The 23,792-nt window shown below is 43.2% G+C and carries 22 protein-coding genes and 1 tRNA gene; 11 read left to right on the forward strand and 12 right to left on the reverse strand.

The genetic code is table 11. The features are described from left to right. Positions 1-14: 14 nt before the first annotated feature. The 6 genes from SNR28_RS24165 (at position 15) to SNR28_RS24190 (ending at position 4,999) form a co-directional block, all read left to right on the forward strand. A complete protein-coding gene (locus SNR28_RS24165) occupies positions 15-1,229 on the forward strand; it encodes an aromatic amino acid transporter (RefSeq protein WP_375751430.1) in 1,215 nt (404 codons plus the stop codon). Between the two features lie 16 nt (positions 1,230-1,245). Next, positions 1,246-1,626 (forward strand): Rid family detoxifying hydrolase, encoded by a 381-nt coding sequence (locus SNR28_RS24170; protein ID WP_375751431.1) that lies wholly within the window; start codon positions 1,246-1,248, stop codon positions 1,624-1,626. A 183-nt stretch (positions 1,627-1,809) separates the two neighbouring features. Further along, positions 1,810-1,885, forward strand: a tRNA-Ile gene (locus SNR28_RS24175). A 266-nt stretch (positions 1,886-2,151) separates the two neighbouring features. Then, positions 2,152-3,066 (forward strand): hypothetical protein, encoded by a 915-nt coding sequence (locus SNR28_RS24180; protein ID WP_375751432.1) that lies wholly within the window; start codon positions 2,152-2,154, stop codon positions 3,064-3,066. A gap of 200 nt (positions 3,067-3,266) precedes the next feature. Next, entirely contained in the window at positions 3,267-4,124 is an 858-nt protein-coding gene (locus SNR28_RS24185) for a DUF2608 domain-containing protein (protein WP_375751433.1), read from the forward strand. A 245-nt stretch (positions 4,125-4,369) separates the two neighbouring features. Next, a complete protein-coding gene (locus SNR28_RS24190; RefSeq protein WP_375751435.1) occupies positions 4,370-4,999 on the forward strand; it encodes a glutathione S-transferase family protein in 630 nt (209 codons plus the stop codon). Between the two features lie 57 nt (positions 5,000-5,056). On the opposite strand, the gene SNR28_RS24195 is transcribed toward SNR28_RS24190, so the two are convergent. The 6 genes from SNR28_RS24195 to SNR28_RS24220 all read right to left on the reverse strand — a co-directional run bounded on the left by SNR28_RS24195 (position 5,057) and on the right by SNR28_RS24220 (position 12,661). Continuing rightward, positions 5,057-6,991, reverse strand: a complete 1,935-nt coding sequence (locus tag SNR28_RS24195; RefSeq protein WP_375751436.1) for an ATP-dependent DNA helicase RecQ — start codon at positions 6,989-6,991, stop codon at positions 5,057-5,059. 94 nt (positions 6,992-7,085) lie between these two features. Continuing rightward, positions 7,086-7,580, reverse strand: coding sequence for an outer membrane beta-barrel protein (locus tag SNR28_RS24200; protein ID WP_375751437.1), 495 nt, complete (start codon positions 7,578-7,580; stop codon positions 7,086-7,088). 116 nt (positions 7,581-7,696) lie between these two features. Then, on the reverse strand, positions 7,697-9,799 hold the full coding sequence (locus SNR28_RS24205; protein ID WP_375751438.1) for a putative bifunctional diguanylate cyclase/phosphodiesterase: 2,103 nt from the start codon (positions 9,797-9,799) through the stop codon (positions 7,697-7,699). Between the two features lies 1 nt (position 9,800). After that, on the reverse strand, positions 9,801-10,319 hold the full coding sequence (locus SNR28_RS24210) for a Rab family GTPase (protein ID WP_375751440.1): 519 nt from the start codon (positions 10,317-10,319) through the stop codon (positions 9,801-9,803). After that, the gene (locus SNR28_RS24215) at positions 10,320-12,071 is read right to left on the reverse strand and encodes an OmpA family protein (protein WP_375751441.1); all 1,752 of its coding nucleotides are present in this window, start codon (positions 12,069-12,071) and stop codon (positions 10,320-10,322) included. An 8-nt stretch (positions 12,072-12,079) separates the two neighbouring features. Beyond that, the gene (locus SNR28_RS24220; protein ID WP_375751442.1) at positions 12,080-12,661 is read right to left on the reverse strand and encodes a hypothetical protein; all 582 of its coding nucleotides are present in this window, start codon (positions 12,659-12,661) and stop codon (positions 12,080-12,082) included. 325 nt (positions 12,662-12,986) lie between these two features. Between SNR28_RS24220 and SNR28_RS24225 the strand changes: the two genes are divergently transcribed. After that, the gene (locus SNR28_RS24225; protein WP_375751444.1) at positions 12,987-13,787 is read left to right on the forward strand and encodes an acyl-CoA thioesterase; all 801 of its coding nucleotides are present in this window, start codon (positions 12,987-12,989) and stop codon (positions 13,785-13,787) included. 44 nt (positions 13,788-13,831) lie between these two features. Here the strand turns inward: SNR28_RS24225 and SNR28_RS24230 are convergent, their stop codons facing one another. From SNR28_RS24230 to SNR28_RS24245, 4 genes are read right to left on the reverse strand one after another with little or no spacing between them, the layout of a single operon-like run. Further along, entirely contained in the window at positions 13,832-15,151 is a 1,320-nt protein-coding gene (locus SNR28_RS24230) for a rhodanese-like domain-containing protein (RefSeq protein ID WP_375751446.1), read from the reverse strand. A 3-nt stretch (positions 15,152-15,154) separates the two neighbouring features. Next, entirely contained in the window at positions 15,155-15,775 is a 621-nt protein-coding gene (locus SNR28_RS24235; protein WP_375751448.1) for a histidine phosphatase family protein, read from the reverse strand. Further along, positions 15,741-16,448 (reverse strand): zeta toxin family protein, encoded by a 708-nt coding sequence (locus tag SNR28_RS24240; protein ID WP_375751449.1) that lies wholly within the window; start codon positions 16,446-16,448, stop codon positions 15,741-15,743. Before SNR28_RS24240 ends, SNR28_RS24235 begins: the two co-directional genes overlap by 35 nt. Next, positions 16,438-17,262 carry a manno-octulosonate cytidylyltransferase gene (locus SNR28_RS24245; RefSeq protein ID WP_375751450.1) on the reverse strand — a complete coding sequence of 275 codons (825 nt, stop codon included), beginning with the start codon at positions 17,260-17,262 and terminating at the stop codon, positions 16,438-16,440. Before SNR28_RS24245 ends, SNR28_RS24240 begins: the two co-directional genes overlap by 11 nt. Positions 17,263-17,525: 263 nt before the next feature. On the opposite strand from SNR28_RS24245, the gene SNR28_RS24250 reads away from it, so the two are divergent. The 4 genes from SNR28_RS24250 to SNR28_RS24265 all read left to right on the forward strand — a co-directional run bounded on the left by SNR28_RS24250 (position 17,526) and on the right by SNR28_RS24265 (position 20,788). Next, positions 17,526-19,175 carry a methyl-accepting chemotaxis protein gene (locus tag SNR28_RS24250; protein ID WP_375751452.1) on the forward strand — a complete coding sequence of 550 codons (1,650 nt, stop codon included), beginning with the start codon at positions 17,526-17,528 and terminating at the stop codon, positions 19,173-19,175. Between the two features lie 105 nt (positions 19,176-19,280). After that, positions 19,281-19,652, forward strand: coding sequence for a PilZ domain-containing protein (locus SNR28_RS24255; RefSeq protein WP_375751453.1), 372 nt, complete (start codon positions 19,281-19,283; stop codon positions 19,650-19,652). Positions 19,653-19,788: 136 nt separating this feature from the next. After that, complete coding sequence (locus tag SNR28_RS24260; protein WP_375751454.1) at positions 19,789-20,199, forward strand: DUF2061 domain-containing protein; 411 nt, start codon at positions 19,789-19,791, stop codon at positions 20,197-20,199. Between the two features lie 79 nt (positions 20,200-20,278). After that, on the forward strand, positions 20,279-20,788 hold the full coding sequence (locus tag SNR28_RS24265) for a GNAT family N-acetyltransferase (RefSeq protein WP_375751455.1): 510 nt from the start codon (positions 20,279-20,281) through the stop codon (positions 20,786-20,788). 8 nt (positions 20,789-20,796) lie between these two features. Here the strand turns inward: SNR28_RS24265 and SNR28_RS24270 are convergent, their stop codons facing one another. Next, positions 20,797-21,576, reverse strand: a complete 780-nt coding sequence (locus SNR28_RS24270) for a hypothetical protein (protein ID WP_375751456.1) — start codon at positions 21,574-21,576, stop codon at positions 20,797-20,799. A gap of 76 nt (positions 21,577-21,652) precedes the next feature. After that, positions 21,653-23,647 carry a methyl-accepting chemotaxis protein gene (locus SNR28_RS24275; protein ID WP_375751458.1) on the reverse strand — a complete coding sequence of 665 codons (1,995 nt, stop codon included), beginning with the start codon at positions 23,645-23,647 and terminating at the stop codon, positions 21,653-21,655. Positions 23,648-23,792 lie beyond the last annotated feature (145 nt).

Here is a 23,792-nt window from a genome sequence, read left to right on the forward strand (position 1 = left end):
TAGGTCACAACAATATGAATAAAACTCCGTCTCTACTTGGCGGTTCCTGCATTATCGCAAGTGTATGTGTGGGTGCCGGAATGCTCGGACTCCCCAGTGCTGGGGCTGGCTCCTGGATGATTTGGTCACTTCTGGCCATTATGATTACCATGATGTTTATGACAGTTTCTGGCTGGATGTTGCTGGAATCGTTCAAAAACTATGACTTGAAAGTCTCATTCAACACAGTAACGAAAGACCTGTTGGGAGATAAGATCAACTTCGTTAACAATCTGGCAGTGTACTTTGTAGGCGGCATTCTTTTATACGCTTACATCACATCCTCTGGCTTGATAATTCAAGACATGTTGAGTATCGATAGCAAAGTAGCCTCAGTAATTTTTGTACTTATCTTTTCTGCATTTGTGTGGCACTCAACAAGAGCGGTAGACAGAATTTCTGTCGTTCTTATTGCTCTTATGATCTTGACCTTTGTATTTGGTGTATCCGGCCTTGCGGTAAAAGTAGATGTAGCTGTACTGCTTGATAAAGCAAGCAAAGAATCAAGCTATGCACCATACGCAATGGCTATGCTTCCTGTAGCACTGGCATCTTTTGGTTACCATCACTCGGTTGCGTCTATGCGCGCCTATTACGGAGAAGAGCGCAAAGCTAAGTATGCGATTCTTGGTGGCACCGTTATCGCACTGGGTCTATACACGCTCTGGCTTGTCAGCATCTTTGGTAACTTGCCTCGCTCTAACTTTGGTCCTGTTATCGAGCAAGGTGGCAACGTCGACGCACTACTAACGGCTTTAAGCACAGTGATCGAATCTGACAAGGTATCAAATGCTATCAACGCCTTCTCAATGGCAGCAATTCTGTCTTCATTTATCGGTGTAGGTTTAGGTGTGTTTGACTATTTGGCAGACCTATTCAAGTTCGAAGATTGTAAAAAGGGGCGCGCTAAAACTTGGGCGGTTACCTTCTTACCACCACTAGTTCTGTCACTGCTATTCCCATTCGGGTTTGTAATCGCAATTGGTTATGCAGGTGCAGCAGCGACAGTTTGGACATGTATCGTACCGGCTATGCTTGCTCACAAAACACGAGCTAAAGAAAACGGCAGCGAAGGCTTTGTTGCACCAGGCGGCCAGCCAATGATAGCAGCACTGCTTACTTTTGGTGTTCTTACAGCAGCGTTCCACTTTATGTCTATGGCAGGCATGCTGCCAGCTTACAACGGTTAATCAGAAGGAGAAGAATATGGCAGCTATCGCTACCTCCAATGCACCAGCAGCAATCGGTCCTTATGTTCAAGGTGTCGACTTAGGCAGCATGGTTATCACATCTGGACAGCTACCACTGGATCCAGAAACAAAAGCTATACCTGAAGATGTGGCAGAGCAAACGAATCAATCATTAAACAATGCACTGGCAATACTTGAGGAAGCCGGATTGACCGCGGCCAACATCGTAAAAACGACCGTCTTTGTAAAGGACCTGAATCAGTTTACGATCATTAACGCTGCTTACGATGCTTTCTTCACTAAGCACAATGCGCCATTTCCGGCACGTTCGTGTGTAGAAGTAGCAAGGCTTCCAATGGATGCAAAGGTTGAAATTGAAGTGATGGCAGTTAAATAACTGGCTTATATCAGTTGATAAGCCACGATATTTAGCAGATATCACTGTCAATATCGAACAAAAGGTGAGCGATTGCTCACCTTTTTTATTATTCCCAGTTTAAGTGGATAAAAACTAAGCGTAATTGCCCCCTATAGCCGCTAGACAGTTCCCCCACGTTCCCCTATAATCATCCACCTATTCGGCCCCTTAGCTCAGTGGTTAGAGCAGTCGACTCATAATCGATTGGTCCGCAGTTCAAGTCTGCGAGGGGCCACCAGATACCAGAAAGCCTGATGAGGAAACTCGTCAGGCTTTTTTTGTTGTTGTCCCTTTTGAAGCCAATCTAAACTAAACTCCTACCCCCTAGCCATGTATCGCTTTCCACTAATATCAAAACAAAGACGGCTACAGTGAAATAATCTTCACTATGATTAACTCATTGGTTTGGTTTCAGAGATGCTTCTTGTTTTGGGTTAGTTGGTTTGTGTATCGCCACTCGCTTCAGCGTTAAACATAAGCTCTAGATGCAATTAGGGAGGTTTCATGACAATTTCAGAAGTATTCCTACTTTCATTTTCAGGCGTAGGAGGCGCTGCTACTGCGATAGGTGTCTTTACCTTTATAGGCAAAGCGCTAGTCGACAATTTTTTTAAGAAAGATATCGAGAAATATAGGTCTTCGCTGAAGAAGTCCGAGCTAGATTACTCCAATAGAATCGAAATTAATAACCAGCTAGAAAGCACCGTTGATAAATACTCAGGTACTATTTTAACTTCAGCTACCGATCTGCAAGATCGTCTTTGGCACCTTTGCCAGAAACAATCTAAGGCCAAAAATCCAGTTCTGCTCTCGAAAGATAACGAACCAATGTATGGCTCCTGGCCCATGACCAAAAGCCACTACTTATCGAGCACTCTGTACCTGTTTGCCAAATATTTTTACTGGGTTGATACACTACGCAATGACATAAGCTTTTTGGACTTTGGCGACAACACTAAAACCAACACCTTTAATTATCACTTAAAAAAGGTAGAGAGAGCCCTTGCAGAAACCGATCTCCAGAAGTTTTCAAAATCCAGAGTTTCAAGAGACAGACCTATATTTCAATTGATGCAAGCCGAAATTGGTGAGCGAATTGCGGGTATCGATAGCTCAGGAAACAGACGATACATAACATATAAAGAGTTCCTCGAAACTTTTGAAGAAGCACATAAAAACTCCGAATCCATATTGGCATTAGAAGAGTTGTTATGCTCTGCAATGTCGAATGCCAAAAGTAACTTTTGCCTAACCCGGCTTAGGTTGGTATCTAACTCTCTTTGTGAGCTGATATATTTTCTTAATACAGAAAGAAAGCTAGTTGCCGCAGAAATCTATGAGAAAGTCGAACTGGTTAACTTTGACACCTCAAGTTATGAAGAAAAGTGGCCAGATTCAATAAAGAAATCTGTTGATTAATTGTTTGCGTGCTCCTATTTTATTTTTATATGTTACTTTATAACAATAGCATTGTATTTATGTGAGCAACCTCCCGTTTAAAATGGAACAAATACATATACTCCCCTCTCTGAAAAAATCTATAAAATCATAGCTTTAATTAACAATTGCTTAATTAGAAAGTTATTGTGGCACAAAGCATACTGTTTGAGGGATAGGATATGAAACTAAATACTCTTGCTGCACTAGTAACACTAGCGGTTAGTACTTCTGCTGCTGCTGATGTAGTGGTAAAAGAAACTGAAAGTTTTAACGATGTTGCTACTAAAATTAGTCAACTAACTGAGAAAGGCGAAAACCCACTAGTTGTTATCGATATTGACAATACTCTACTGACTTCTACTTCTGACCTTGGTGGTGACATTTGGTACCAGTGGCAGCGTGGCAAGCTAGATGTAAAACCTGCTGCTGAAGACAAAGTAGATTGCCTGTTCCAGGACTCTATCGGCCTATTATATGAACTGGTTCCTCAGGAACTCATCGAAAAAGATGTACCTGCAACAGTTCGTAGCTGGCAGGACAAAGGGCTGACTGTATTTGCTCTAACTTCACGTTCTCCTAACTACCGTGCAGCGACTGAGCGTGAAATGATCCGTAACGGCTATGACATGACTATTTCTCCGCTTACGGAAAAAGGTTCTGACACAATGCCTGTGTACATTGACAACCCTAAGCGTGCGCTTAGCTATATCAACGGTATCATGATGACCACAGGTATGAACAAAGGCACAATGCTTCAGTACATGATGGACAAAACTGGTCAGAAGTTCGATAGCGTTGTATTCATCGACGACAGCAAGAAAAACGTCGTAAACATGGAAAAAGCATACAAAGACGACAAGTCTGTTGATATGACTATCTTCCACTACACGAAAGTAGAAGCAGACCGTATTGCTGAAAACGGCAGTGTACTAACACAGAAGCAAGCAGACAAAATGGCGAGCGACTGGAAAGAGCTGAACGTGACACTAGATAAGATTGCACCAGCACGTATTGGCGACACTTGCCTTGGCCAATAAACAACTTGCTTTAACCTATCAATAAATATCGCAAAACTTTAAGCCTGTTGAGTATGTTCAACAGGCTTTTTTCATTCTGTACCTGTGCATTGAGCAGCTTATAGAGTATTTGGATCATGATGTTCCTAAAGCTAATTAAGCTGCACCAACACAAACAGTTGCACGCAATATAATTGCTTGCAAACTTAATTTTCTATTGTTAGAGTGAATATATAAACCACTCAAATACAACAATAGGTCAGCTCATGATTACGCTTCATCATTTAAATAAGTCACGTTCAAAAAGAATTATCTGGTTATTGGAAGAGCTTCAGGTTCCGTATGATGTAAAAGCATATCAAAGAGTGCCAGAAACTAACTTAGCGCCACCTGAGCTGAAAGCGATTCACCCACTAGGTAAATCACCTGTTATTGAAGAAGAAGGCCGTGTACTGGCAGAATCTGGAGCCATCACCGAGTATTTAGCTGAGCGTTTTGCTTCCGACTCACTCGTTCCATCAAAAGAGTCAGAGCAATATCCACTCTATTTGCAGTGGTTACATTTTGCGGAAAGCTCTGCAGCACTACCTTTGCTGCTTCACTACTTCTTGAAGATCGACGGAAGTGAAACGCGTTTTCTTGACGGTTATAGCAAACAAGAACTAGCGCTCATTCTTGGTTACCTAAACAACCATTTGACGGAGAATAAGTGGCTTGTAGGAGAGCAATTTACTGCAGCCGATATCTTACTGTCATTCATTGTTGAAACATCTGCAGCACTTGGGTTACTAGTTGAATATCCAGCACTAACTGCTTATCTGTCAGCACTGCAATCAAGGCCAGCAGCACAAAAAGCGGCAGAGATTGAAGCCCAGTACGAGGCATCCACAAACTAAGCCCCGAACAAGCTACATCCAGGTAAGTTGGCAGCGCCTAAATCGCAGTTGTACAGCTTACCTGGCTTTTAGATCATCATGTTCCAAAAGCTCTTTTACCTTTCTAGCTACAGTTGCAAATGGATAAGCTTCCAACTTCCCAAAACCTTCCATCTTGCTTGCTTTAAGCTTTGTGCTTAATGGGGTTGTGATTCCACATAGATAGCGACAAATGGCTTTTGGTGATAAGCCATTACCACCTGCCTGCCTGTAAGGCTGTATCCATTTGAAGAGCTGTTCGTCATCAATCGGTGCTAAATCAGCTCCTGAAAGCGTTGCTACATCTCCTTTACACACGGAACAGTGTCCACACTTTTCTGGGGCTTTGGAGTCGGAAAAGTAAGATGCGAGGGAATAACTAAGGCATTCTATACTCTGGAAAAAGTTTACCATTGCGTGAATTCTGCCGATTTCGTTCTTCTCTTTTTGCGCAAATAAGCGATACATGGACTCAACAAGATCCGATTTTACAACCTGCGTGTTCAATACTCTGTAAACATCTGTTATTTGCTTACTCTCAAGCTCAATCCAACCTTGCTCACTAAAGTAATCTATTGCCGCAACAACTCTTTTTCGTTCTGCACTGTATGTCATCCACAGCGCATCAAAGTCTAAGCTGTGCCAGGTTCTCGCTTTCTTTGAGCACTGGAAAATCGCTTCTACAAACGCCCTCCTTTCTCCTTGGAATCGGCTCATAATTACAGATTCACTCTCTAACAACTTAAAGCGATAATCTGCAAAATAGCTGTACTGAGATTGAATCACGCCATGCAACTCCAAGTAGACGAGAAGAGTTTTTAAAGGCAGCTGGTGGATATTGCTGTCTCTGGAAAGCTGGTTAAGCATCACTTCCCAGTCATTATCACAAGCGTAAACCTGATCGATAACATGCGCGATAGCCGTTTTATCTGGCGTGTCACCATAGATGAAGTTTTCCAGAGTATTCAAACCATTGGTATTGGCTAAAATCGTGCATTCGGAATGCATACCATCACGCCCTGCACGCCCGATCTCCTGCGAATAGTTCTCTATCGATTTTGGCAGGTCAAAGTGAATAACTCTTCTGATGTCTGCTTTGTCTATGCCCATTCCAAATGCAATAGTGGCGACAATGCAGGATGTATTGCCTTGCATAAACCTTTGCTGAATAGACTCTCTCAAATCACTGGCAAGTCCTGCATGATAGGCTGTGGCATTAATACCAGCCTGTTGCAGAGCCTGGGCAACGTGTTCTGCAGTCTTTTGCAAGGTGACGTAAACAACGGTAGGTGCGTCTGGTGAGCGCTGGATAAGCTCAATAAGCTTTGAACGTTTATGCTCTTCACTGCTGGGAATAACCTGAAGCTCTAAGTTGCTACGGTAAAAGCCTGTTACCGTTACGGCACTTTCTTCGATCGCGAACTTGTTCCTCATATCATCAATAACCTGTGGTGTAGCCGTTGCTGTCAGCAATAGTACCTGCGGAATATTCAGGCTTTGACGATAGTGAGGCAACTTCAGGTAGTCAGGGCGGAAATTATGGCCCCATTCGGAAATACAGTGAGCCTCATCCACCACCAGCAAAGAGATAGGTACCTGTGAGATAAACTGTCGAAAGCGTTCGTTTTTAAGGCGCTCTACAGAAATCATCAGGATCTTTAGCTGACCACTTCTCGCTTGCTGCATGATTTGCTGCGTTGTTTCCCGATCCTGTGTTGAATCGATACTTGCCGCTGCAATCCCTTTACTATGCAGAAACTCTACCTGATCTTTGATAAGTGCCAATAATGGAGAAATAACCAAGGTAAGATGAGGTAATTGCAGTGCGGGAAGCTGATAACACAAGGATTTACCTGAGCCAGTGGGAAATATCGCCGCTGCCGAGCGTCCGTTAAGTACATCTGTAATGACCTTTTCCTGGCCATTTCTCAGGGAATCAAATCCAAAATACTGCTTTAACGTCTGCTCAATCATTGGTGCTATGCCTCTCAGGCTTTTTAGGTGCTAGTAGGATTCTATACTATTGATCCCTACCCCTGAACATCAGATAACTATTAACTCAGTTAGATTAGAAAAAAGTCACACTCATCATTAGTTGAGAGAAGTTCTCTTCCTCAGAGCCAAAGTAATTGTACTGAACTCCTAAGCCGAAGTTATCACTTAGGTTGTAGCGATACCCCAAACCGAGCGCTAATCCATTATCGGAATCAGAATTGCTACCTCGCCTCTCAAACTCATAGTTGGCAACACCTGCACTTAAATTTACTGAGTTTTTGTCAAAATCAAATTGCTTTCCGACCTTAATCGAACTTGCGCTGACTCCTTTTAGTTCTTCTGGATCATATGGCCAACCCGATTCACTGCTATTCAGAAATGACATTGATCCTGAAAGCATAATATTAGTGTCAAACAGATACCCTACTTCAACACTCGACCCTGTATGATCATATTTACCTGAGTTGCTAGCGACGCCATACCCACCAGCAAGAAAGACATCCCCTGCATGAGCAAAGCTAAAAATAAAGGTAGAAGTAATCGAAAGGCAGCGTAGACATGCTTTCATAATAATCCCAGAGAAAGGCACAGACAGTCGGCTCAATCTCTTAGGTTTACTATGCAAAATCAACTAGCCAAGAGGATTAGGGAATAGGCATCTCAAAATTAGATACCGACTCTCTTTTACTCATCCAGCAACTTACAGAACTCATCATACGGTATTGGTCGGCTGTATAGATATCCCTGGGCGGCCTGGCAGCTGTTGTCTTTAAGGAACTGTTGTTGTTCTTCTTTCTCAACACCTTCCGCAATCACACCTAAATTAAGGCTTTTCGCCATTGCGATAACAGCCAACACGATTGCTTTGTCACTTTCGTTTCCTGTTAATTCACAAACGAAGGAACGATCGATCTTCAGATGATCTATCGGCAGTTTTTGCAGATAAGATAAGGAGCTGTAACCTGTGCCGAAGTCATCGATAGCAACACTGATCCCCAGTTTTCTTACCTCTTCTAAGAAGTAACTGATCTTTTCGAAGTCCTGAACCAACACGCCTTCCGTTAACTCAAGCTCAAGATATGAAGCATCGATATCATTGTCGGTCACGCTATAATGAATAAAGTCGAGCAGATTTCTGTCGTTCACCTGAACTGGTGAAAGGTTTACTGATATTTTAATCGGCTTATCCTGCTTATGAAGATCAGCCAAAATCTTCATTGCCCTATCTATTACCCATTTACCTATCGAGACAATCAAACCTGTCTGTTCTGCCAGTGGTATAAACTCATCCGGCGGCACAATGCCAGTACCCGGTTTCTGCCATCGAATCAGTGCTTCCGCTTTAACAATGCACCCTTTTTCCAGATCCAGGACTGGTTGCAGGTAGAGCTCGAATTGTTCCTGCTCAATGGCTTCCCGAATAGCCGCTTCCAGCTCAATGCGTTTGCGAGAACGCTCCTTCAGTTCAGTTGAATAAAACTGAATGTTGCTCTTTGGCTTTTGTTTGGCAGAGAAAGAAGATAAATCCGCGTACTTCATCAGCTCTTCTGCATTCAGGCTGTCACACGGGTAATGTGCCGCACCAATACTTAAACCTACGTTGCACTTATACTTATCTTGTACAAAATAAGGTTCACTCACGGTTTCGATTAGCTGCTTCGCAAGCTTCTCACAATGAGACTGTTCACAATCTCTAAGTATCACTGCGAATTCGTTACCACCGATTCGTGCAAAAATGTCGTTCTGGTTTAGGAAAGGCCGAATTCGCTCAACAATCTCTTTTAAAACCAGATCACCAACAGTAAACCCAAAAATCTCATTGGTTCGCTTCAGGTGTTTAACATCCAACTGAAGAACAAAAAAACTCTGGTTGAGATCGATAGCATTTTCAAGGCTTTGCCAGAAATACTGTCGGTTAGGCAGATTGGTTAATACATCAAAATAGGTTAGCTTTTCATTGCTCTGTTGCAGGTATTTTTCGCGGCTAATGTCCGTAACCATAAACAGCCAGTGACTATTCACTCCACGGCTATCTTTTACCGGACAAACCGTTAATTGCAGCCAGCGACTTAATGCAGGCGGCTTCAACCAATAGAGCTCACCACTCCATCGACTTGATGTTTCTAACACTCTCTCAAACTCAGGAAACTGCCTCTGACATAGTTCCAACAGCACTTCCGCAGGTTGTCGTGTCGCGCCCTCACGGGTTTCAAATATACGGTAGAGCGATGGGTTCTGCTCAAGTGGTCTTATATTAGAGTCGAAAATGGCGACACCAAACTCGGCACTGTCTATCAAACCTTTAGCGGACAGTTTAATGTCTTCGGAGCTTATTTCTCTCGTCGCTGCTTCTATGCGCTCAAGGATCTGCTCATGCTGCTCGATAATACGATCATTTGATAGAAGTAACTCTCTGGCGATCTGTAATGTACTTTGGCGCTTGTTGTATTCGTTTTCCAGATTAAATAGAACGAGAAAGCGCTCATTATCTTTGAGGATAGCTGCCGCTTCTAATCGGAGAAGATCATCCCCTATCGATTCACTCCAGATTCCCGAATTGATCCGCCCTTCAGAACCTAATTCCCAAAACTCATTTGCATCAAACAAAAAATCAACCAGATAAACAGGATCTAAATCTAATGAAATCGTCTCGCCGGTATTGGTAGAGGGGAAAAGTTGATTAAACCAATGGTTGTTCGCGTGAAGAAGCGTGAATGTACCTGAGCTGTTTTGCTGTAAAACAACGCAATCAAAGATCCCTAGTTCCTGTAGAAACGAAGCTTTCATACTATTCCACCTTTAGACCATTGGCTTTGCAGTCTATGACTTTCTGAGCAATCTCAGAGAACATCTGATCTACACCATCACCTGTTTTGGCACTGGTTTTAAACGAGGCATCAAACGAGCTAATGAAGTCACTTTCCGAAGGGCAAACCCAAGACTTAGAGGCAGGAAGGTCATTTTTATTTATGACAAGAAAGACGGGAATATCACCGTTCTCTTTTGTCATTCGAAAGATTTCTAAACCATCTTCAAGGGACTGAGGACGAGTCTGGTCTACCACGATAATGGCTGCTGCGGCTCCCCGAAGGTATCTCGGATTAAAGCCGGAGTAACGGTCAACACCTTCAATATCCCAAAGCATTAACTGCACAGTATCTTCGGCTAGAACCACCCGCTTTTTGTCGACTTTCACACCGATGCTGGTGAGGTACTTATCGGAAAAGATACCCTCAACAAACTGTTTTACCAGACTGGTTTTCCCAACTGCCGATGCACCTAGCATGCATACTTTTTTTTGAATCATCTAATCCTGCACTTTATCAGTGCTCTCAGGCCTGAGCCTGATTACACCTAAAATCACTCTTCTGGATCCGCTTACTGATTCCAGAATACCTAGCCCAACGGTTCTTATCACGGCAGGGTTCACTCCTTGCCGGATTAACTCGTTTTTAACTGCTTCAGCACGTTTCGCACTGAGCTTTAAGTTGTAGTTTTCTGAGCCGACAGAATCGCTCGCCCCCATAACAATTATCTGTAGCTCTTGTTTCAGTTTATATGCTATATCCGTAGTTGCATTAATCTTCTTGCTCAGAGCGTGAACCTCAGCAAGAGAAGCCTGTCCCAACTCGCTCTTATTAAGTTCAAAGTGAATACTTGTTTGTTCAATATCTTTTATGTTCTGTTCAAGTAAAAAATTACTAAATAGCGCATCTTTTACTTCTTCACGAACCACCGTGACTTCACTCAACAAGTCTTCTAAGCCAGTGCTTCCTGCTAGTGGGGTTACACTTTGTCGGAACTGCTGGTATCGCCCGCTATCCAACTCTCCATAAAATTTCGAATCTGCTTGGCTATACGTAATCTCGGGGAAGCCTTCGAGTACTTTTAACCTTCTTGGATGGATAAGATCGGGTTCCAAAGACTGATATGGTCGTTCATGAATCGATATCTTATTTACGGGGACATCGACACCTTTCAACCACTCAGCGCTATCCAGGGCCACAGGGTCTCTTAGTAGCTCGACACAAATATGATCGTCACACCGTTCAGAACTTAAGAGCACTATGCCGGGAACCTGTTCGAGCTGGTGAACTTGCCACGCTTTGTAATCAAGTTGCCATTGCTTAAATAGGTGATAGCCACCATATGAAGCAGCAATCAGAATGAGTAAAACCGCTAACCAGGGAAATTTTTTCTTACTAACCTGTTCTTCTTTTTGCTGGGAAAGAAGACAGTCAGTGAGTTGCTCTTCTGTGTTTTCAAATGGTGCAGCATCGCCATTAAATACCCTGAACTCCTCTCCATAGATACTATGGATATCTTCAAGCGTCAGCTGTAATTGTTCACCAATATTAGCAGGGGCATTTCCGGTAATGGCAGCGACAAGAAACGCCTGTGGCCCTTGCTTAATGAGCAGAGTGAAATCATCGGTTTTGATTTCATCCAGACTTTGTTCGCTTTCGGAACTTTGATTAGAAAATGAGTCTGCAACGAAATCATTAATAGCCGTAAGCATCGCAGACACCATGTCGCCATCCGTTGCCTGAGTTTTGTCTTTGACAACGGTTTTAAGCAACATACCAGTTTCACGGTGGATAAGCAGAACTTGCTCTACACGGAATACAAATGTCTGGCTTACAACATATTGGGTATAACTGACACCTGCCTGCCAGGCCTTGAAACGCCATTTAAGGCCTCGATAGGTAAGGCTACTTTCCAGCAACTCGTTGGTTTGCTCGACCAGCTCTGCCAGAAAGGCGCTCACGGATTTTCGGACCAGGCTACCAACAAGAGGATAGAGGTAGCTGACAAACTGATCCTTACGCGCTACAACCGAAGCTTCAACCGACTTTTCAACCAGAGGTGTCAGAACTTTTCTGACCGTCCCATCTTGTTTTTCTCGATCGTGCAGAGCCTCAGTCAGTACATTGCTGACAATATCCCGGGCGTTGTCCTCTACAGTATCTTTGACTAGCTGATTATCTTTACCTAAGACGATTTCCCGGAGCTTTTGCATCTCCAGATTATCTGAAGTCGATCCATCCTTTCGACTCATAGGCAAAATCAGCCATCATCCTCGTCTGTCTCAAGGTTACTCGCAACGGTAGCAAGCAGTCTGGCAAGGGTTTTTCTGTCTGTTTTCGAGGTATTAAGTTCTTGTTTGACCTGATTAAGCAGTTCAATGGTTTGATCGTGCTGACGGGTAAACTTGTCTGTAAGATCCTGAACTTCTTCTTCTAAACGCCTTTGTAACTCATCATCTTGCTGCTTGCTACTGGTATCGTTCATTTCAATTTCAGAAGCCAGCTTATCAGCATAAGCGCTTAGATCCGCAGTCTTATCGTCATGCTGACTATCAACCCAGGTAATCCGGTTATCTAAGCTATCAACACTGTCTTTCAACGCAGCCTGCATTTCAGCAACCTGCTCTCTAAGCTCTTGAGCAGCTTGATCAAACCCAGCTCGCATCTCTTTTTGAAGCTCTACCAGATGAGCATCTAAATCCGCTTTTGCAGCGCCAAATACAATGCTTCTTAGTTGATCAAGTTCAGATACAGTTTCCTGTTCTATTTCAATCTCTTGATCAACCTCCTGATCGACTACTTCAACTTCTTCGTTTTTCTCTGTTTCATCATGTTCAGCCATTGTTATTTCCTTATCTCAGCTTTAAACACAATGGTACGGCTTTGTACTCCAGCCAAACCGACATGTAGTTATCCTGACAACTTACAAGGATTAATATATACACAATATCTATTAAGATTCTAGTTTCATTGAACTTTTTTGCAGACTAATGTGAGTTAAAAAAGATCTGTTTTGTGATCGTACAGCGATAGGTGCTTTTGGAACATCATGATCCAAATACTCCCAATGCTGTACAAATGAGTGAAATATTCGGCTATTGATTTATCAGATCCGACCAGTTAACATTAGAGAATCGTATTTTAACAAAATATTAACAAGGACTGTTATGCATATCGATACCTTACTAAATAAAGCAAAAGAGATAGCTGACGGTGAAGGATCAATGACGTTTCCTGAGAGCTGGGCTCAGGGAAGAACCGCGTTTGGAGGCTTATCTGCCGCTCTGCTTTACACTGCGATAAAGGAAAAAGTTACAGATGATCGACCGTTAAGATCATTAACGACTAACTTTGTAGGACCACTGTTTTCAGACAAGCCATTTTCGTTTGAAGTAGAGATTCTCAGGGAAGGGAAGAGTGCTTCGCAGATAGTAGCGCGGATAATTCAGGACTCGCAGGTCGCTGTTTTTCAACAAGCTTGCTTTGGAACAGACCGATTTTCAGATATCGAAGTGAGTGAGGCAGATGTGCATGATTTACCAGATCCTCAAAGCTTACAGCAAATTCCCGTTATTCCAGATGTAACACCGAAGTTTATTCAAAATATAAACCTTGCTGTTGCAAAGGGCGCCATGCCCTATAGCAGTTCTCCACAATCTGAGCTGCACGGCTGGATGCGCTTTAAAGAAGCACCAGAATCGATTACAGATGCTCATCTGATTTGTCTCATCGATGCCTGGCCACCAGCTGTGCTGCAAATGATGAAAAAGCCAGCTCCCGCTAGCACCATGATGTGGAACTTAGAATTTATTCACCCTCACCAGCCTGTAAAACCTAATGAGTGGTTTGCGTATAAGGCGCATACCAGACAAGCTGCTGGAGGATATGCGCACTTAGAAGCAAATATTTGGGATAGCGCTGGCGAGCTGGTTGCTATCAGCCGCCAGAGTGTTGCGGTGTTCAGTTAAGTCGTTATTTAATGGAATAACGACTTAATGAGATAACTATCGAATCACAAAGCCTGTACTGTTTCAACGCAGGCTTTGTCGCAGCTTTCAGGTACTCCGCTTGCAACTGGATTCGCTGTATCCATACTCCATTCAAACCAACCACCATCAAAGACGCTAATATTTTCCCACCCCATTACATGGGCATAGAAAAACGCTTCAGACGCACGCCAGCCTGTTCCACAGAAAAACGCAACATTCTGATCTTTGAAAATGCCCCACTCTTCCCAGTTCTTTTCGATTAAGGCAGCACTTAGCATGGTTCCATCTGGGTTATGGAAATCTTCCATATGGTAGGCATCTGAACCTGCATGTCCCCAACGAGCACCTTTAATACGCCCTGCTTTCTCGATGTAGCTATATCCACTGGTTTTTCCGGTATATTCATCCCAGCTACGGATACTCACCAATGACGAAGTCTCTGGTGTAGCAAGTAATGCCTTGGCCTCTGGAATATCAATAACATACTCAGGTTTTGCCGGAACACTGACACCAAACTCAACCGCTTCTACCGCTTCATTAACAAGAGGCTCGGTCGGGAAATGGTTTAGGTTCCAGGCTTTCCAGCCACCATCTAACAAACGAACATCTTTTACACCTGCGTACATGAATATGTTCGCGGCACGCGACGCGGCCATGTTGTTTCGATCGTAAAGAATAACCGTTGTATCCTGGCTTATACCCATGCCTTCGAGCAAGCTCTGAAGCTCAGCGTCCGACACTCGGTTCCACTTGTTTTCTTCCGTCTCAATCAGGTTAGTATTTAGGTATCCCGCTCCAGGAACATGGGAAACCAAATGTTTTGTCGGTGGCCCCCAGGCGACTTCCACAACTTTGTATCCTTTTTGTGGACCATAAGCGACCTTCCTACCTTCCAATAGATCAAACAACCAGTTAGCTGAAACGAGCTGCTTAAAGTTGTCCAGAGCGACCAGCTCTCCAGAATAAGCTTTAAGTGGCTGATCAATGGTGATGACATTGCCGAAACCAGACTGTTCCAACCTAGATTTAAGCAACTGCTGATCTTCTGGATCACCATACAGGTATGTGGCTTTTTCTGAATCTAACCCCTTAAGATCTAACTGTTGCTCAAACTGTTCACTACTTAGTAGCGGAAGCCAATGAGCCGATAGGTTCACTGAGCCAGGTAGATGCCCTCCTTCAGTCACCCCTGCCTGAGGCCATCCATTAAAGAACTCACTAGGGCGAACATCGATAATCTGATGATCAGATTTATTCGTTGTCATTTGTTCAAAGTTGGCAGCAAGACTAAATTGCGATGTACATAATAAAGTGGTCATCAAAGTAAGTACGCTATTTCTCATAGACTATGGCTTCACTCCCCACTCATTAATTTTCCAACTCTCTCCTTCTGTTCTCTCAATCACAACGACACCACCGGTCGGGACTTTAAGCTCAAGCTCGTTGTAATCACAATCAATCACGAAAGGTAAAAAACGAAGCAGACCATTACTGGTCACAACCAATACATCTTCTCCGTTGTGCTTAGAAGAAATCTCATTAAGAAAATCAGCAAGATCGGCCTTTATTTTTTCAACATCTACATCCCAGGCAGAAGGAACCGTAGCATTTTTATCCCACTCTTTAAGTGCATCAGCACCCACAGCTTCAACGATGTCTGCTTCCGGCATCCCATCATGCTCACCGTAGTCGAGCTCATTAAATCGTTCATCTATGGTGATCTTATCGTTGCTTACCTGCAGCGCATTATTAATAAGTTCTGCACTTTGAATATGTCGCTTCAAAGGACCGCTGTAGATATGAGAAACCTTGTAACCCTGGTTCTTAATGTACTGTCCGGCTTTGGTTCCCTTTTCAGTTTCCACCAAATCCAGATCGGTGCGTTTACCTACTCTCAGAAGAGTATCGCCTTTCTTGAATGTATTACCGTGTCTAACGGCTATGACACGCGTAGTGGTCAAGCTCATTTTGATTAACAACCTTAATAGTAAAATTCTGTTGGTATTTGACTAGCATTTCTTGCAGTAGATGATATCGCTGCTCTATGTATTCATGAGGGGTGTATCTTTCCCCGTCGCGCTTCATGTTTTCTTTTTCAGCTCTGTGAAGGGCTTCTTTTAGAGAGCATTTAATGTAAATAAAATCAATTTGATAGCCAAAATCGCTTTGCAATGCTTTGTACAACTGTAAATGTTGTTCAGGAGTAGAACTGTGCTCTAACACAATATTCCGTTGATTCGTTGCTGACCGTCTTATGAGTTCGTATCCCAACACCCGAGCAATCAGCTCGCATTTATTGAATGCCACTTCACTGTCTTTGCTAACGAGTTGGTGATAGAAACTCAGCTTACGCATTAAGCTATCAAACGCGATGTCCACACAGTCATCAAAGCAGGCACTATTTGCCCGAACAAATGTGCTTTTCCCAGAGTAAGGAATACCAGAGACAATGGTAAGTTTCGGGTTAGCAGAAAAGTCTTTCCCAGACATTTCCCGCTCTATGATCTCTTCAAACTCTAGTTCCGCACTGTTCACTGACCAGTGTGATTCAGTGATCTTCAGAAACGAAAACAGGCTATCTGTCTCATTGAATCGATAGCCTGTAATGTCGTGGGAAATATCTTCGAGCTTAGCTAGCAAGAAAATCAAACTCCCCGCACTGGTCGATAATAGCTTCTGCCCTTGCGATGTCTTCCGGACTATCAACACCACTCATACCAATACGGCCCTGATAACCCACTTCCACCATCTTTATCGGGGTTTCATTTTCAATGAAGCGCATCTGTTCTAGTCCTTCACACGCTTCATAAATGCCTTCGTCCCATTCAAAGAAGCTTTCCAGAGCATCATAAGTATAAGCATAAAGACCGATATGTCGTTTAACCGGAGAGACCGCCAGCTTCTCTCTTAAAGACTCTTCTTTTCTCAACACTGGCAGAATGCCTTTACTGAAAGTAATCGCGTAACCACTGCGATCTATCTGAACGGTTGTACCACTATGCGGTGTTACCTCTTTGACTTCGCGAAGTTTATCCAGCTCTTCCCAGTTCAGCGGTACATATGCAGTGTAAACGCCTTTAGTCTGAGTATTCAGCCATTCATCAATCAGAGAAGTAATAAACCATGGAGGACAAAGTGGGTTATCACCCTGAAGGTTGATAACAAACTCTGGTTTTTGCTCTACGTGCTTTACCGCATCCCAGCTACGATCGGTACCACTTTTACAGCTTTCTGAAGTCATCACTGAAGGGATGTTGTTAAGCTGACAGAACTTCTCAATTCTTTCATCATCTGTCGCCACAACATAACTACAATCTTCATACTGGATACTGACGTTCTCAGCGATTGCAGATACTCGCTTTATCATCTCAATGCCGCGAATTTTCAACAAGGGTTTTCCAGGTAGTCTGGTGCTGCCATATCTTGCTGGAATTACTATTAAAATCTTACTCATTTCGCTGCTACTCTTTAATTTCTTAATATGGCTTATCTTATCACAGGCCGAATGAATCTTATCAATGCACATATTCTCAAGATGTGTAACCCAGCCCCCAATTAGGAATAAGACACATTACTCCACTTTTTCGAACAGTTTATTTGCTCAAGGTCAAATATTGTTAATCAATCAAGCGCATAGCATTCGCACAATCTATTATTAAAAGTAGGGATTTAGGAAAGAATTCGTTCCGTTTATTAAGATGTCAGTTGGGAAAAATTATGAACTATCACAGCGTTAAATTTAGGCTGAGGGCAATGTCTGCATTCGTGATAATTGCTCTGCTTGCCATCGCCTATACCTCAATTTCAAGCATGCAAACCACGGCTAAGGCTATTGAGGTTCTCTACTCTCAGGGAATGGCAAATAGCAACCGAGCAAGCAAAGCGATCAATCTTGTCGGAAATGCCAGAGGAGAGCTGCTGCTCGCGTTTCAACATGATCCTGATGGTAAGTTCGCTACTATGCATGATCATCCGGTCAATCTTCACTTAGATCGTGTGCTCAAATTTCTTGGTGAAACTGAAGACCTGTTAAAAAATGAAATACTGGTTTCGGATCTAACTGATGAACAGAGAAATCTGGCCAATTCTTTTGTAGAAGAACTCAGGAAGATCACTGATCTCGGTTTCAATGTTTCAGTCAGTGAGATGAGAAAAGGCAATTTTACCAACGCGAACCAGATTCTATTAACCGTGATAAACCCGAGATTCGTAAATGTCGACAAGATCGCCACCGAGTTTCTGGAGTCTCAGGTTAATGATGCGCGAAATACCTTCATAGAAACCGAAGATTATATTAGCTCATTTACTATTTCCTTATCTGTAGCCATTCCGATCGTCGCATGTATTATCATTTTCCTTGCGCTCATTATTCTTGGTCGGATTAGAAAAGCATTGGAACAGATACAAAGTACGGCAGAGAAAGTGACCAATGGCGACCTTACACAAAGAGTAGAGTTCAGCGGCAATGACGAACTGGCCAAACTATCTGAGTACGTTGATGAAATAGTGACTCAGTTCCAGTCCGTAATAAGCGGTATGAGCCAAAATGCTGTGCAGCTTGCAAGCTCAGCAGAAGAGAGCTCAGCAGTAGCAATACAGACCAAACAAAACATTGTAGAGCAGCAGCAACAAACTCAACTAGTAGCAACTGCCGTTCACGAGTTTACCTCTACTGTACAAGAGGTCGCGAACAGCGCTGCTTCTGCTGCTGAAGCTTCTGACGAAGCCGATCATGCCACTAACGAAGGTATGGATGTGCTGCAAAGGACGATCAGCATGATCAGCACACTAAACGAAGAGATCTCTGAATCCACTACTGCTATCCACCAGCTTTCTCAGCAAAGTAACGAGATCGGTAGCGTGGTTGATGTTATCGATGGCATATCTGAGCAAACCAACTTGTTGGCATTAAATGCAGCCATCGAGGCGGCCCGAGCCGGTGAAGCAGGCCGCGGGTTTGCGGTTGTTGCTGATGAAGTGCGTTCACTTGCCAGCCGCACCCAACAGTCGACAGAAGAGATCAAAGCGATGATCCAGAGCCTTCAGACGAGTAGTAATCATTCCATGCAACGTATGGAGCAGGGTTCTGAACAAGCCAAAGTCACCGCTGAAATGGCTCAACAGGCAGGCGAGGCACTCAGTAAAATTGCCAATAGCGTTGAGAAAATAAACTCAATGAACGTTCAGATTGCAACAGCCGCTGAGCAACAAAGCAGTGTAACCAATGAAATAAATCAGAATGTTACCGCAATCAATGATATCTCAAATCAAACGGCTACAGGAGCAGAGCAAAGTAGCGCAGCCTCTGTCGAGTTAGCAAAACTGACCGAGAGTATGAGAGAAAACGTATCCCGGTTTAACTACTAAAAATCAGGATATAACTGAGCCTCAAAAAGTTGACTATACTGACAATAGCGTCTACGAAAGTGGAAGCTATTGTCATTGAGCGGACGGATACTCGGAAGGCCCGGTATGAAACAAGAGCTAAACCACGAGAAGCGGCAATTTTACAGGCTTCGCTATCCGAAATCAGAAAGACCTTCTATCGAACTGGAAGGACAAGTTTTTCAGGTTTGTGAAATATCTGAATTAGGTATGCGTTTGCTATACCGAAGCGAAGTTCCCGTCCCTCTAGGCGTCAAAATCAATGGTGTCATCCACTTCTCAGACAGCAAAGATGTCGAAATTGAAGGTATCGCTCTCAGGCAACACAGTGGTGAAGTTGCCGTTAAACTTTCTAAAGGCATCTCGCTTAAACGTATGACTGATGAACAGTTAAAACTTATACGTGACTTCCCGGGTTATTACTCTGGATTGCAGATGCATACTCACAAGATCAATTGACTTTCTCCCCTTTTCATCTCTGACCATTCTTCAGGAAGGATTTGCCTATTACAACAATAGTGCAAATCCCCTTTACTTAATGAGAATGATTATCAATAATACTTATAACAAAGAACAGCAGACAGAGAGAACCAGGATGATCAAGACAATAACTTTCGCAGCAATACACTTCACTATCGCAACCACCGTTGCCTATATATTAACTGGCGACCTATTAATTGGCAGTTTGATTGCGATGATAGAGCCATCAATCAACACCGTCTTCTTTTACATACATGAAAAGATTTGGCAGAAAGTGCCGTTTCTGAAGCGCAACGAAGCAAATACCAGAGTGAAAACAGCCAGCTTTGCAGTTATTCACTTTAGCGTCGCTTTCACCGTAACTTTCCTGCTAACAGGCGATGCATTCATCGGTGGTGTCATGGCGATGATTGAGCCAACCATTAACTCTTTCGCTTACTACTTCCACGAAAAAGTATGGATGCGTAATAACACAGCAAAGCAGCAAGTGGTAACTACAATCGATACTCAAATGGCCCATTGCTAAATCAGACTCATCCTGCTCTCTTGACATTAGTGCCAGCCAAATCTAATTTGGTTGGCACTTCTTTATCTGAGAGAACATTATGAGCGCTGATTTAAACTCCCCTGAAACTGCTTTTCATTTCCGCTCGATAACTCCCAACGACAATTCTGGTATCGCCTCTGTAATCAGACAAGTATCTGCCGAGTATGGTCTCACAGCAGATAAAGGCTACAGCGTTGCCGATCCAACACTAGATACACTCTGTCAGGTATATCAAAAACCACATTCTCATTACTGGGTTCTGGAGTTTGAAGGAAAGATCGTTGGTGGCGCGGGTATCGCTCCATTAGAAGGAGAAGTAGGAATCTGTGAGCTTCAGAAAATGTACTTCCTTCCAGAGGCCAGAGGAAAAGGCCTGGCTGCCAAACTCGCAGGTACATGCTTCCAGTTTTCTCGTCAGCAAGGCTTTTCGCACTGCTACCTTGAAACCACAGATGAGCTTGTGGAAGCTATCGTCCTCTACAAAAAGCTTGGTTTTAAACAAATATCAAAACCGCTCGGCAATACCGGGCATACAGATTGTGAAGTTCGGATGCTAAAAGAGCTCTGAGTGAGAAATCAAACCGGGTAATGAGTAACACTCTTCTCCGGATTCAGTTCTATCTGCAATGTGCGCTTTTCCCCATCAAGCTCTACTTCGAGAAAATAAAAGCTGTTGTCACGGCCTGTGAGCGGCGCTTCAACCTGAAACAGAGCACTGCATTGATTACTTCGGATATCAATTGGAATCGACAACTTCATTCCATTAAAAGTTACTGAAGCAGAAACCAAACCTGCACTGTATACCTGATAAAAAAGATCCACGCGTAGCTCGCAACCACCACCGTGATGCCAGATTTGCTCTGTTACGATATGGTCGAGCCTTAAATTTCGAACGAACTGGAGATAAGGTGCTTGCCAGATCCCCATTCTTCGATCTCTTTTATCCGGGATAGGTGCGCCTAAAGGACAGGCAAGATCTTCATCCAACAATAGATCGTCTTCTTGCTCAAGGAACAAAAGCTCAAAGCGGTTCCTTCCCTCATTCAAATAGCGTTTTATATCCTTTTTATATAGCAGTTGAGTACCATCACAATCTATCACGGCCTCACCGTTCACCCGAATTTCGCAAAAGTAGTCTATCCCACCAATCATCAAGTCAATAGCGGGATAACTCAGCATAGCTTCATCCACTTCTATATCGTGCATCAGATGCCATTCCTGCTGGACGATCTCTTCTTCTGCCAGATCTGCAGGTAGCACGGAACTCAAAGGAGCCGGAACAAAGATGTCGTCCTGAGGAACAGAAAGGTCAGTAAGTGGAGAAAGTTGCCAGTAACCGGCAAGTGATAACTGCATAGTAGATTGATCTGAATCAAATTTGTTGCATTATACGGGTAAAGCGACAAATTGATCCAGATCATTTAATGCCAGATTAGATCTTAAATTGAGAAACCAATTCAGACTGCTCTGAAGAGAGATTGTTTAACGACTCACTGTTGCGTGCGACTTCCCGAGAGTCTTTTGAGATATTGGTCGCCATGTCTGATATACCCACAATATTCTGAGCAACTTCTTTTGCAACAGCACTTTGCTCTTCCGAGGCTGTTGCTATAGAGCGGCTCATATCATTGATGGTACTTAGTTTGGCAACCATCTCCTGAAGCGTTTCGTAAGTCTGGTTAGTCTGTTCAACCGACTGTTCCGCATGATTCATATTTGACTCAACAATGGTCACCGCTTGCTTCGACTTTTCTTGCAGGCTCACAATCATAGTATTGATTTCATCGGCAGATTGCTGAGTACGGGTTGCCAGCGAACGAACCTCATCGGCAACCACCGCGAATCCACGCCCATGCTCACCTGCCCTTGCCGCTTCAATCGCTGCATTTAGTGCAAGCAAGTTGGTCTGCTCTGAGATAGATTGGATAACATTCAGAATTTCACCAATCTGTACCGATTCAGTGGATAGCCCCTGAATCACTCCTGTAGCGTCTGCTAGTGACGCCTGAAGTTCATTCACAAACTCCAGGTTCTTCTGCATGTTCTGCATATTGCCATTTGCCAACTGAACCACATCATCAACTTCTGTGCTGGTTTCTACCGCGTGAGAAGCCACCTCATGAACCGCGTGCTCCATTTCCGTCACTGCGGTTGCAATCGAGTCTGTTTGTTTCTGTTGCTGACCAACGTCATTGCTTGTTTGCTCACTCATTGCCTGACTTTCGCTGGCAACATTACTCAAAGTATTGGCCGATTGTTGGATTTGAGAGATAAGGCTATTTAGCTGATCGGTCAGTTGATTGATATGCAGGCCAATTCTGCCTAACTCAGAACGAAAATCGATTTCTATGCGCTGTGTTAAATCACCATGCTCTAAAAGTTTCAGGTTCTTGATAATGGCGACCAAAGGTTTGCGCACTGTAATCACTACTGTATAAGCAACACCAATCGCAATTGCTGCTGATACCAACACCAGAATAAAGTTAAGAGTTAACGAGTCTGATGAGTCCTTCTTGGCTGCACTCACTGCTTCTTGAGAGATGCTTCTGATCTCCGAAATCAATGCAGTTGAATCTTCGATCACTGTATCAAGTTCAATAGCGATATGAGAAAGGTGTTTATGGCTCTCATCATTAAGAGCAATAAACTTTAAATGCTGCTGAAGAAGGCCGTCCGGTTCAACAATGGCTTTGTTAAGGAGCTGCTCGTAGAAAACAACCGTATCTTTACTAATTGGGAGATCATTAACTATACGTTCAGACTTTTCTTTGAATCTTTCAAGGTAAGCATCTAGCTCTTTTTTGATAGCTAATGCTTGCTCGTTGTTGGAGGCTGCCAGTACTTTTTGTAGATAGCTTTCTGCTCCTTTACCCTGAGTTTGAATAAACTCTATATCCCACACAACTTGTTGATTGCCTTCCGCATCGAACAATAGATCTTTCATATCTTGTTGAAAAAACAAGAACTCTTCTTCGAACTTATATAACTCCGTCGTCGAACTGCTGCGTGCTGCAATCCTTTGATCATGTAACGATAAATGCGCTTCTGCATCTTGCAGAATATTAACGGATAGATCCTGTATTTCTATCAATACTTCCTGAAGCTGATCATAGGATTTCAGATCCTCAGTAAGCTTAGTGATCACCTCGTAATAAGAAAGAGAGGCTTGTTCAAAATCATCCCGCAATTCTGACCTGCGCTGTTCAGAGTCACTATTAGCATGCACAAGCATCGCTCTATTGGCATTTTGGAGGTGCTGAACAAGCACGTTTGATTCATCAAGGATCTCTGTGAGAGTCGAAGCCGTTAGCTCTAGCTGTTTGGCCATTTGGGATTGGGAGTAATAGGAAGACACCCCAATAGTGATAACAAAGACAATGACAACCGAGAACCCTAATATGATTCTCTGAATTAAAGATAGGTACATAGTTACCTCAACGCAGCACAAATATTAAGCTGATAATATATAAGAATATTTTAGCATTTTAGCCGTTTCCATACAGTATAGTATCTGTATAAGATTTCGTAATGAGAAACAGCTCACCAATATCTATTCAAAGCGTACTGACGTT

This window comes from Vibrio iocasae (genome assembly GCF_042245395.1).
GTDB classification, from domain to species: domain Bacteria; phylum Pseudomonadota; class Gammaproteobacteria; order Enterobacterales; family Vibrionaceae; genus Vibrio; species Vibrio iocasae.

Coding starts and splice junctions, on each gene's coding strand:
- SNR28_RS24165 (WP_375751430.1), top strand. CDS start 15: ATGAATAAAACTCCGTCTCTACTTGGCGGTTCCTGCATTATCGCAAGT.
- SNR28_RS24170 (WP_375751431.1), top strand. CDS start 1,246: ATGGCAGCTATCGCTACCTCCAATGCACCAGCAGCAATCGGTCCTTAT.
- SNR28_RS24180 (WP_375751432.1), top strand. CDS start 2,152: ATGACAATTTCAGAAGTATTCCTACTTTCATTTTCAGGCGTAGGAGGC.
- SNR28_RS24185 (WP_375751433.1), top strand. CDS start 3,267: ATGAAACTAAATACTCTTGCTGCACTAGTAACACTAGCGGTTAGTACT.
- SNR28_RS24190 (WP_375751435.1), top strand. CDS start 4,370: ATGATTACGCTTCATCATTTAAATAAGTCACGTTCAAAAAGAATTATC.
- SNR28_RS24195 (WP_375751436.1), bottom strand. CDS start 6,991: ATGATTGAGCAGACGTTAAAGCAGTATTTTGGATTTGATTCCCTGAGA.
- SNR28_RS24200 (WP_375751437.1), bottom strand. CDS start 7,580: ATGAAAGCATGTCTACGCTGCCTTTCGATTACTTCTACCTTTATTTTT.
- SNR28_RS24205 (WP_375751438.1), bottom strand. CDS start 9,799: ATGAAAGCTTCGTTTCTACAGGAACTAGGGATCTTTGATTGCGTTGTT.
- SNR28_RS24210 (WP_375751440.1), bottom strand. CDS start 10,319: ATGATTCAAAAAAAAGTATGCATGCTAGGTGCATCGGCAGTTGGGAAA.
- SNR28_RS24215 (WP_375751441.1), bottom strand. CDS start 12,071: ATGAGTCGAAAGGATGGATCGACTTCAGATAATCTGGAGATGCAAAAG.
- SNR28_RS24220 (WP_375751442.1), bottom strand. CDS start 12,661: ATGGCTGAACATGATGAAACAGAGAAAAACGAAGAAGTTGAAGTAGTC.
- SNR28_RS24225 (WP_375751444.1), top strand. CDS start 12,987: ATGCATATCGATACCTTACTAAATAAAGCAAAAGAGATAGCTGACGGT.
- SNR28_RS24230 (WP_375751446.1), bottom strand. CDS start 15,151: ATGAGAAATAGCGTACTTACTTTGATGACCACTTTATTATGTACATCG.
- SNR28_RS24235 (WP_375751448.1), bottom strand. CDS start 15,775: ATGAGCTTGACCACTACGCGTGTCATAGCCGTTAGACACGGTAATACA.
- SNR28_RS24245 (WP_375751450.1), bottom strand. CDS start 17,262: ATGAGTAAGATTTTAATAGTAATTCCAGCAAGATATGGCAGCACCAGA.
- SNR28_RS24250 (WP_375751452.1), top strand. CDS start 17,526: ATGAACTATCACAGCGTTAAATTTAGGCTGAGGGCAATGTCTGCATTC.
- SNR28_RS24255 (WP_375751453.1), top strand. CDS start 19,281: ATGAAACAAGAGCTAAACCACGAGAAGCGGCAATTTTACAGGCTTCGC.
- SNR28_RS24260 (WP_375751454.1), top strand. CDS start 19,789: ATGATCAAGACAATAACTTTCGCAGCAATACACTTCACTATCGCAACC.
- SNR28_RS24265 (WP_375751455.1), top strand. CDS start 20,279: ATGAGCGCTGATTTAAACTCCCCTGAAACTGCTTTTCATTTCCGCTCG.
- SNR28_RS24270 (WP_375751456.1), bottom strand. CDS start 21,576: ATGCAGTTATCACTTGCCGGTTACTGGCAACTTTCTCCACTTACTGAC.
- SNR28_RS24275 (WP_375751458.1), bottom strand. CDS start 23,647: ATGTACCTATCTTTAATTCAGAGAATCATATTAGGGTTCTCGGTTGTC.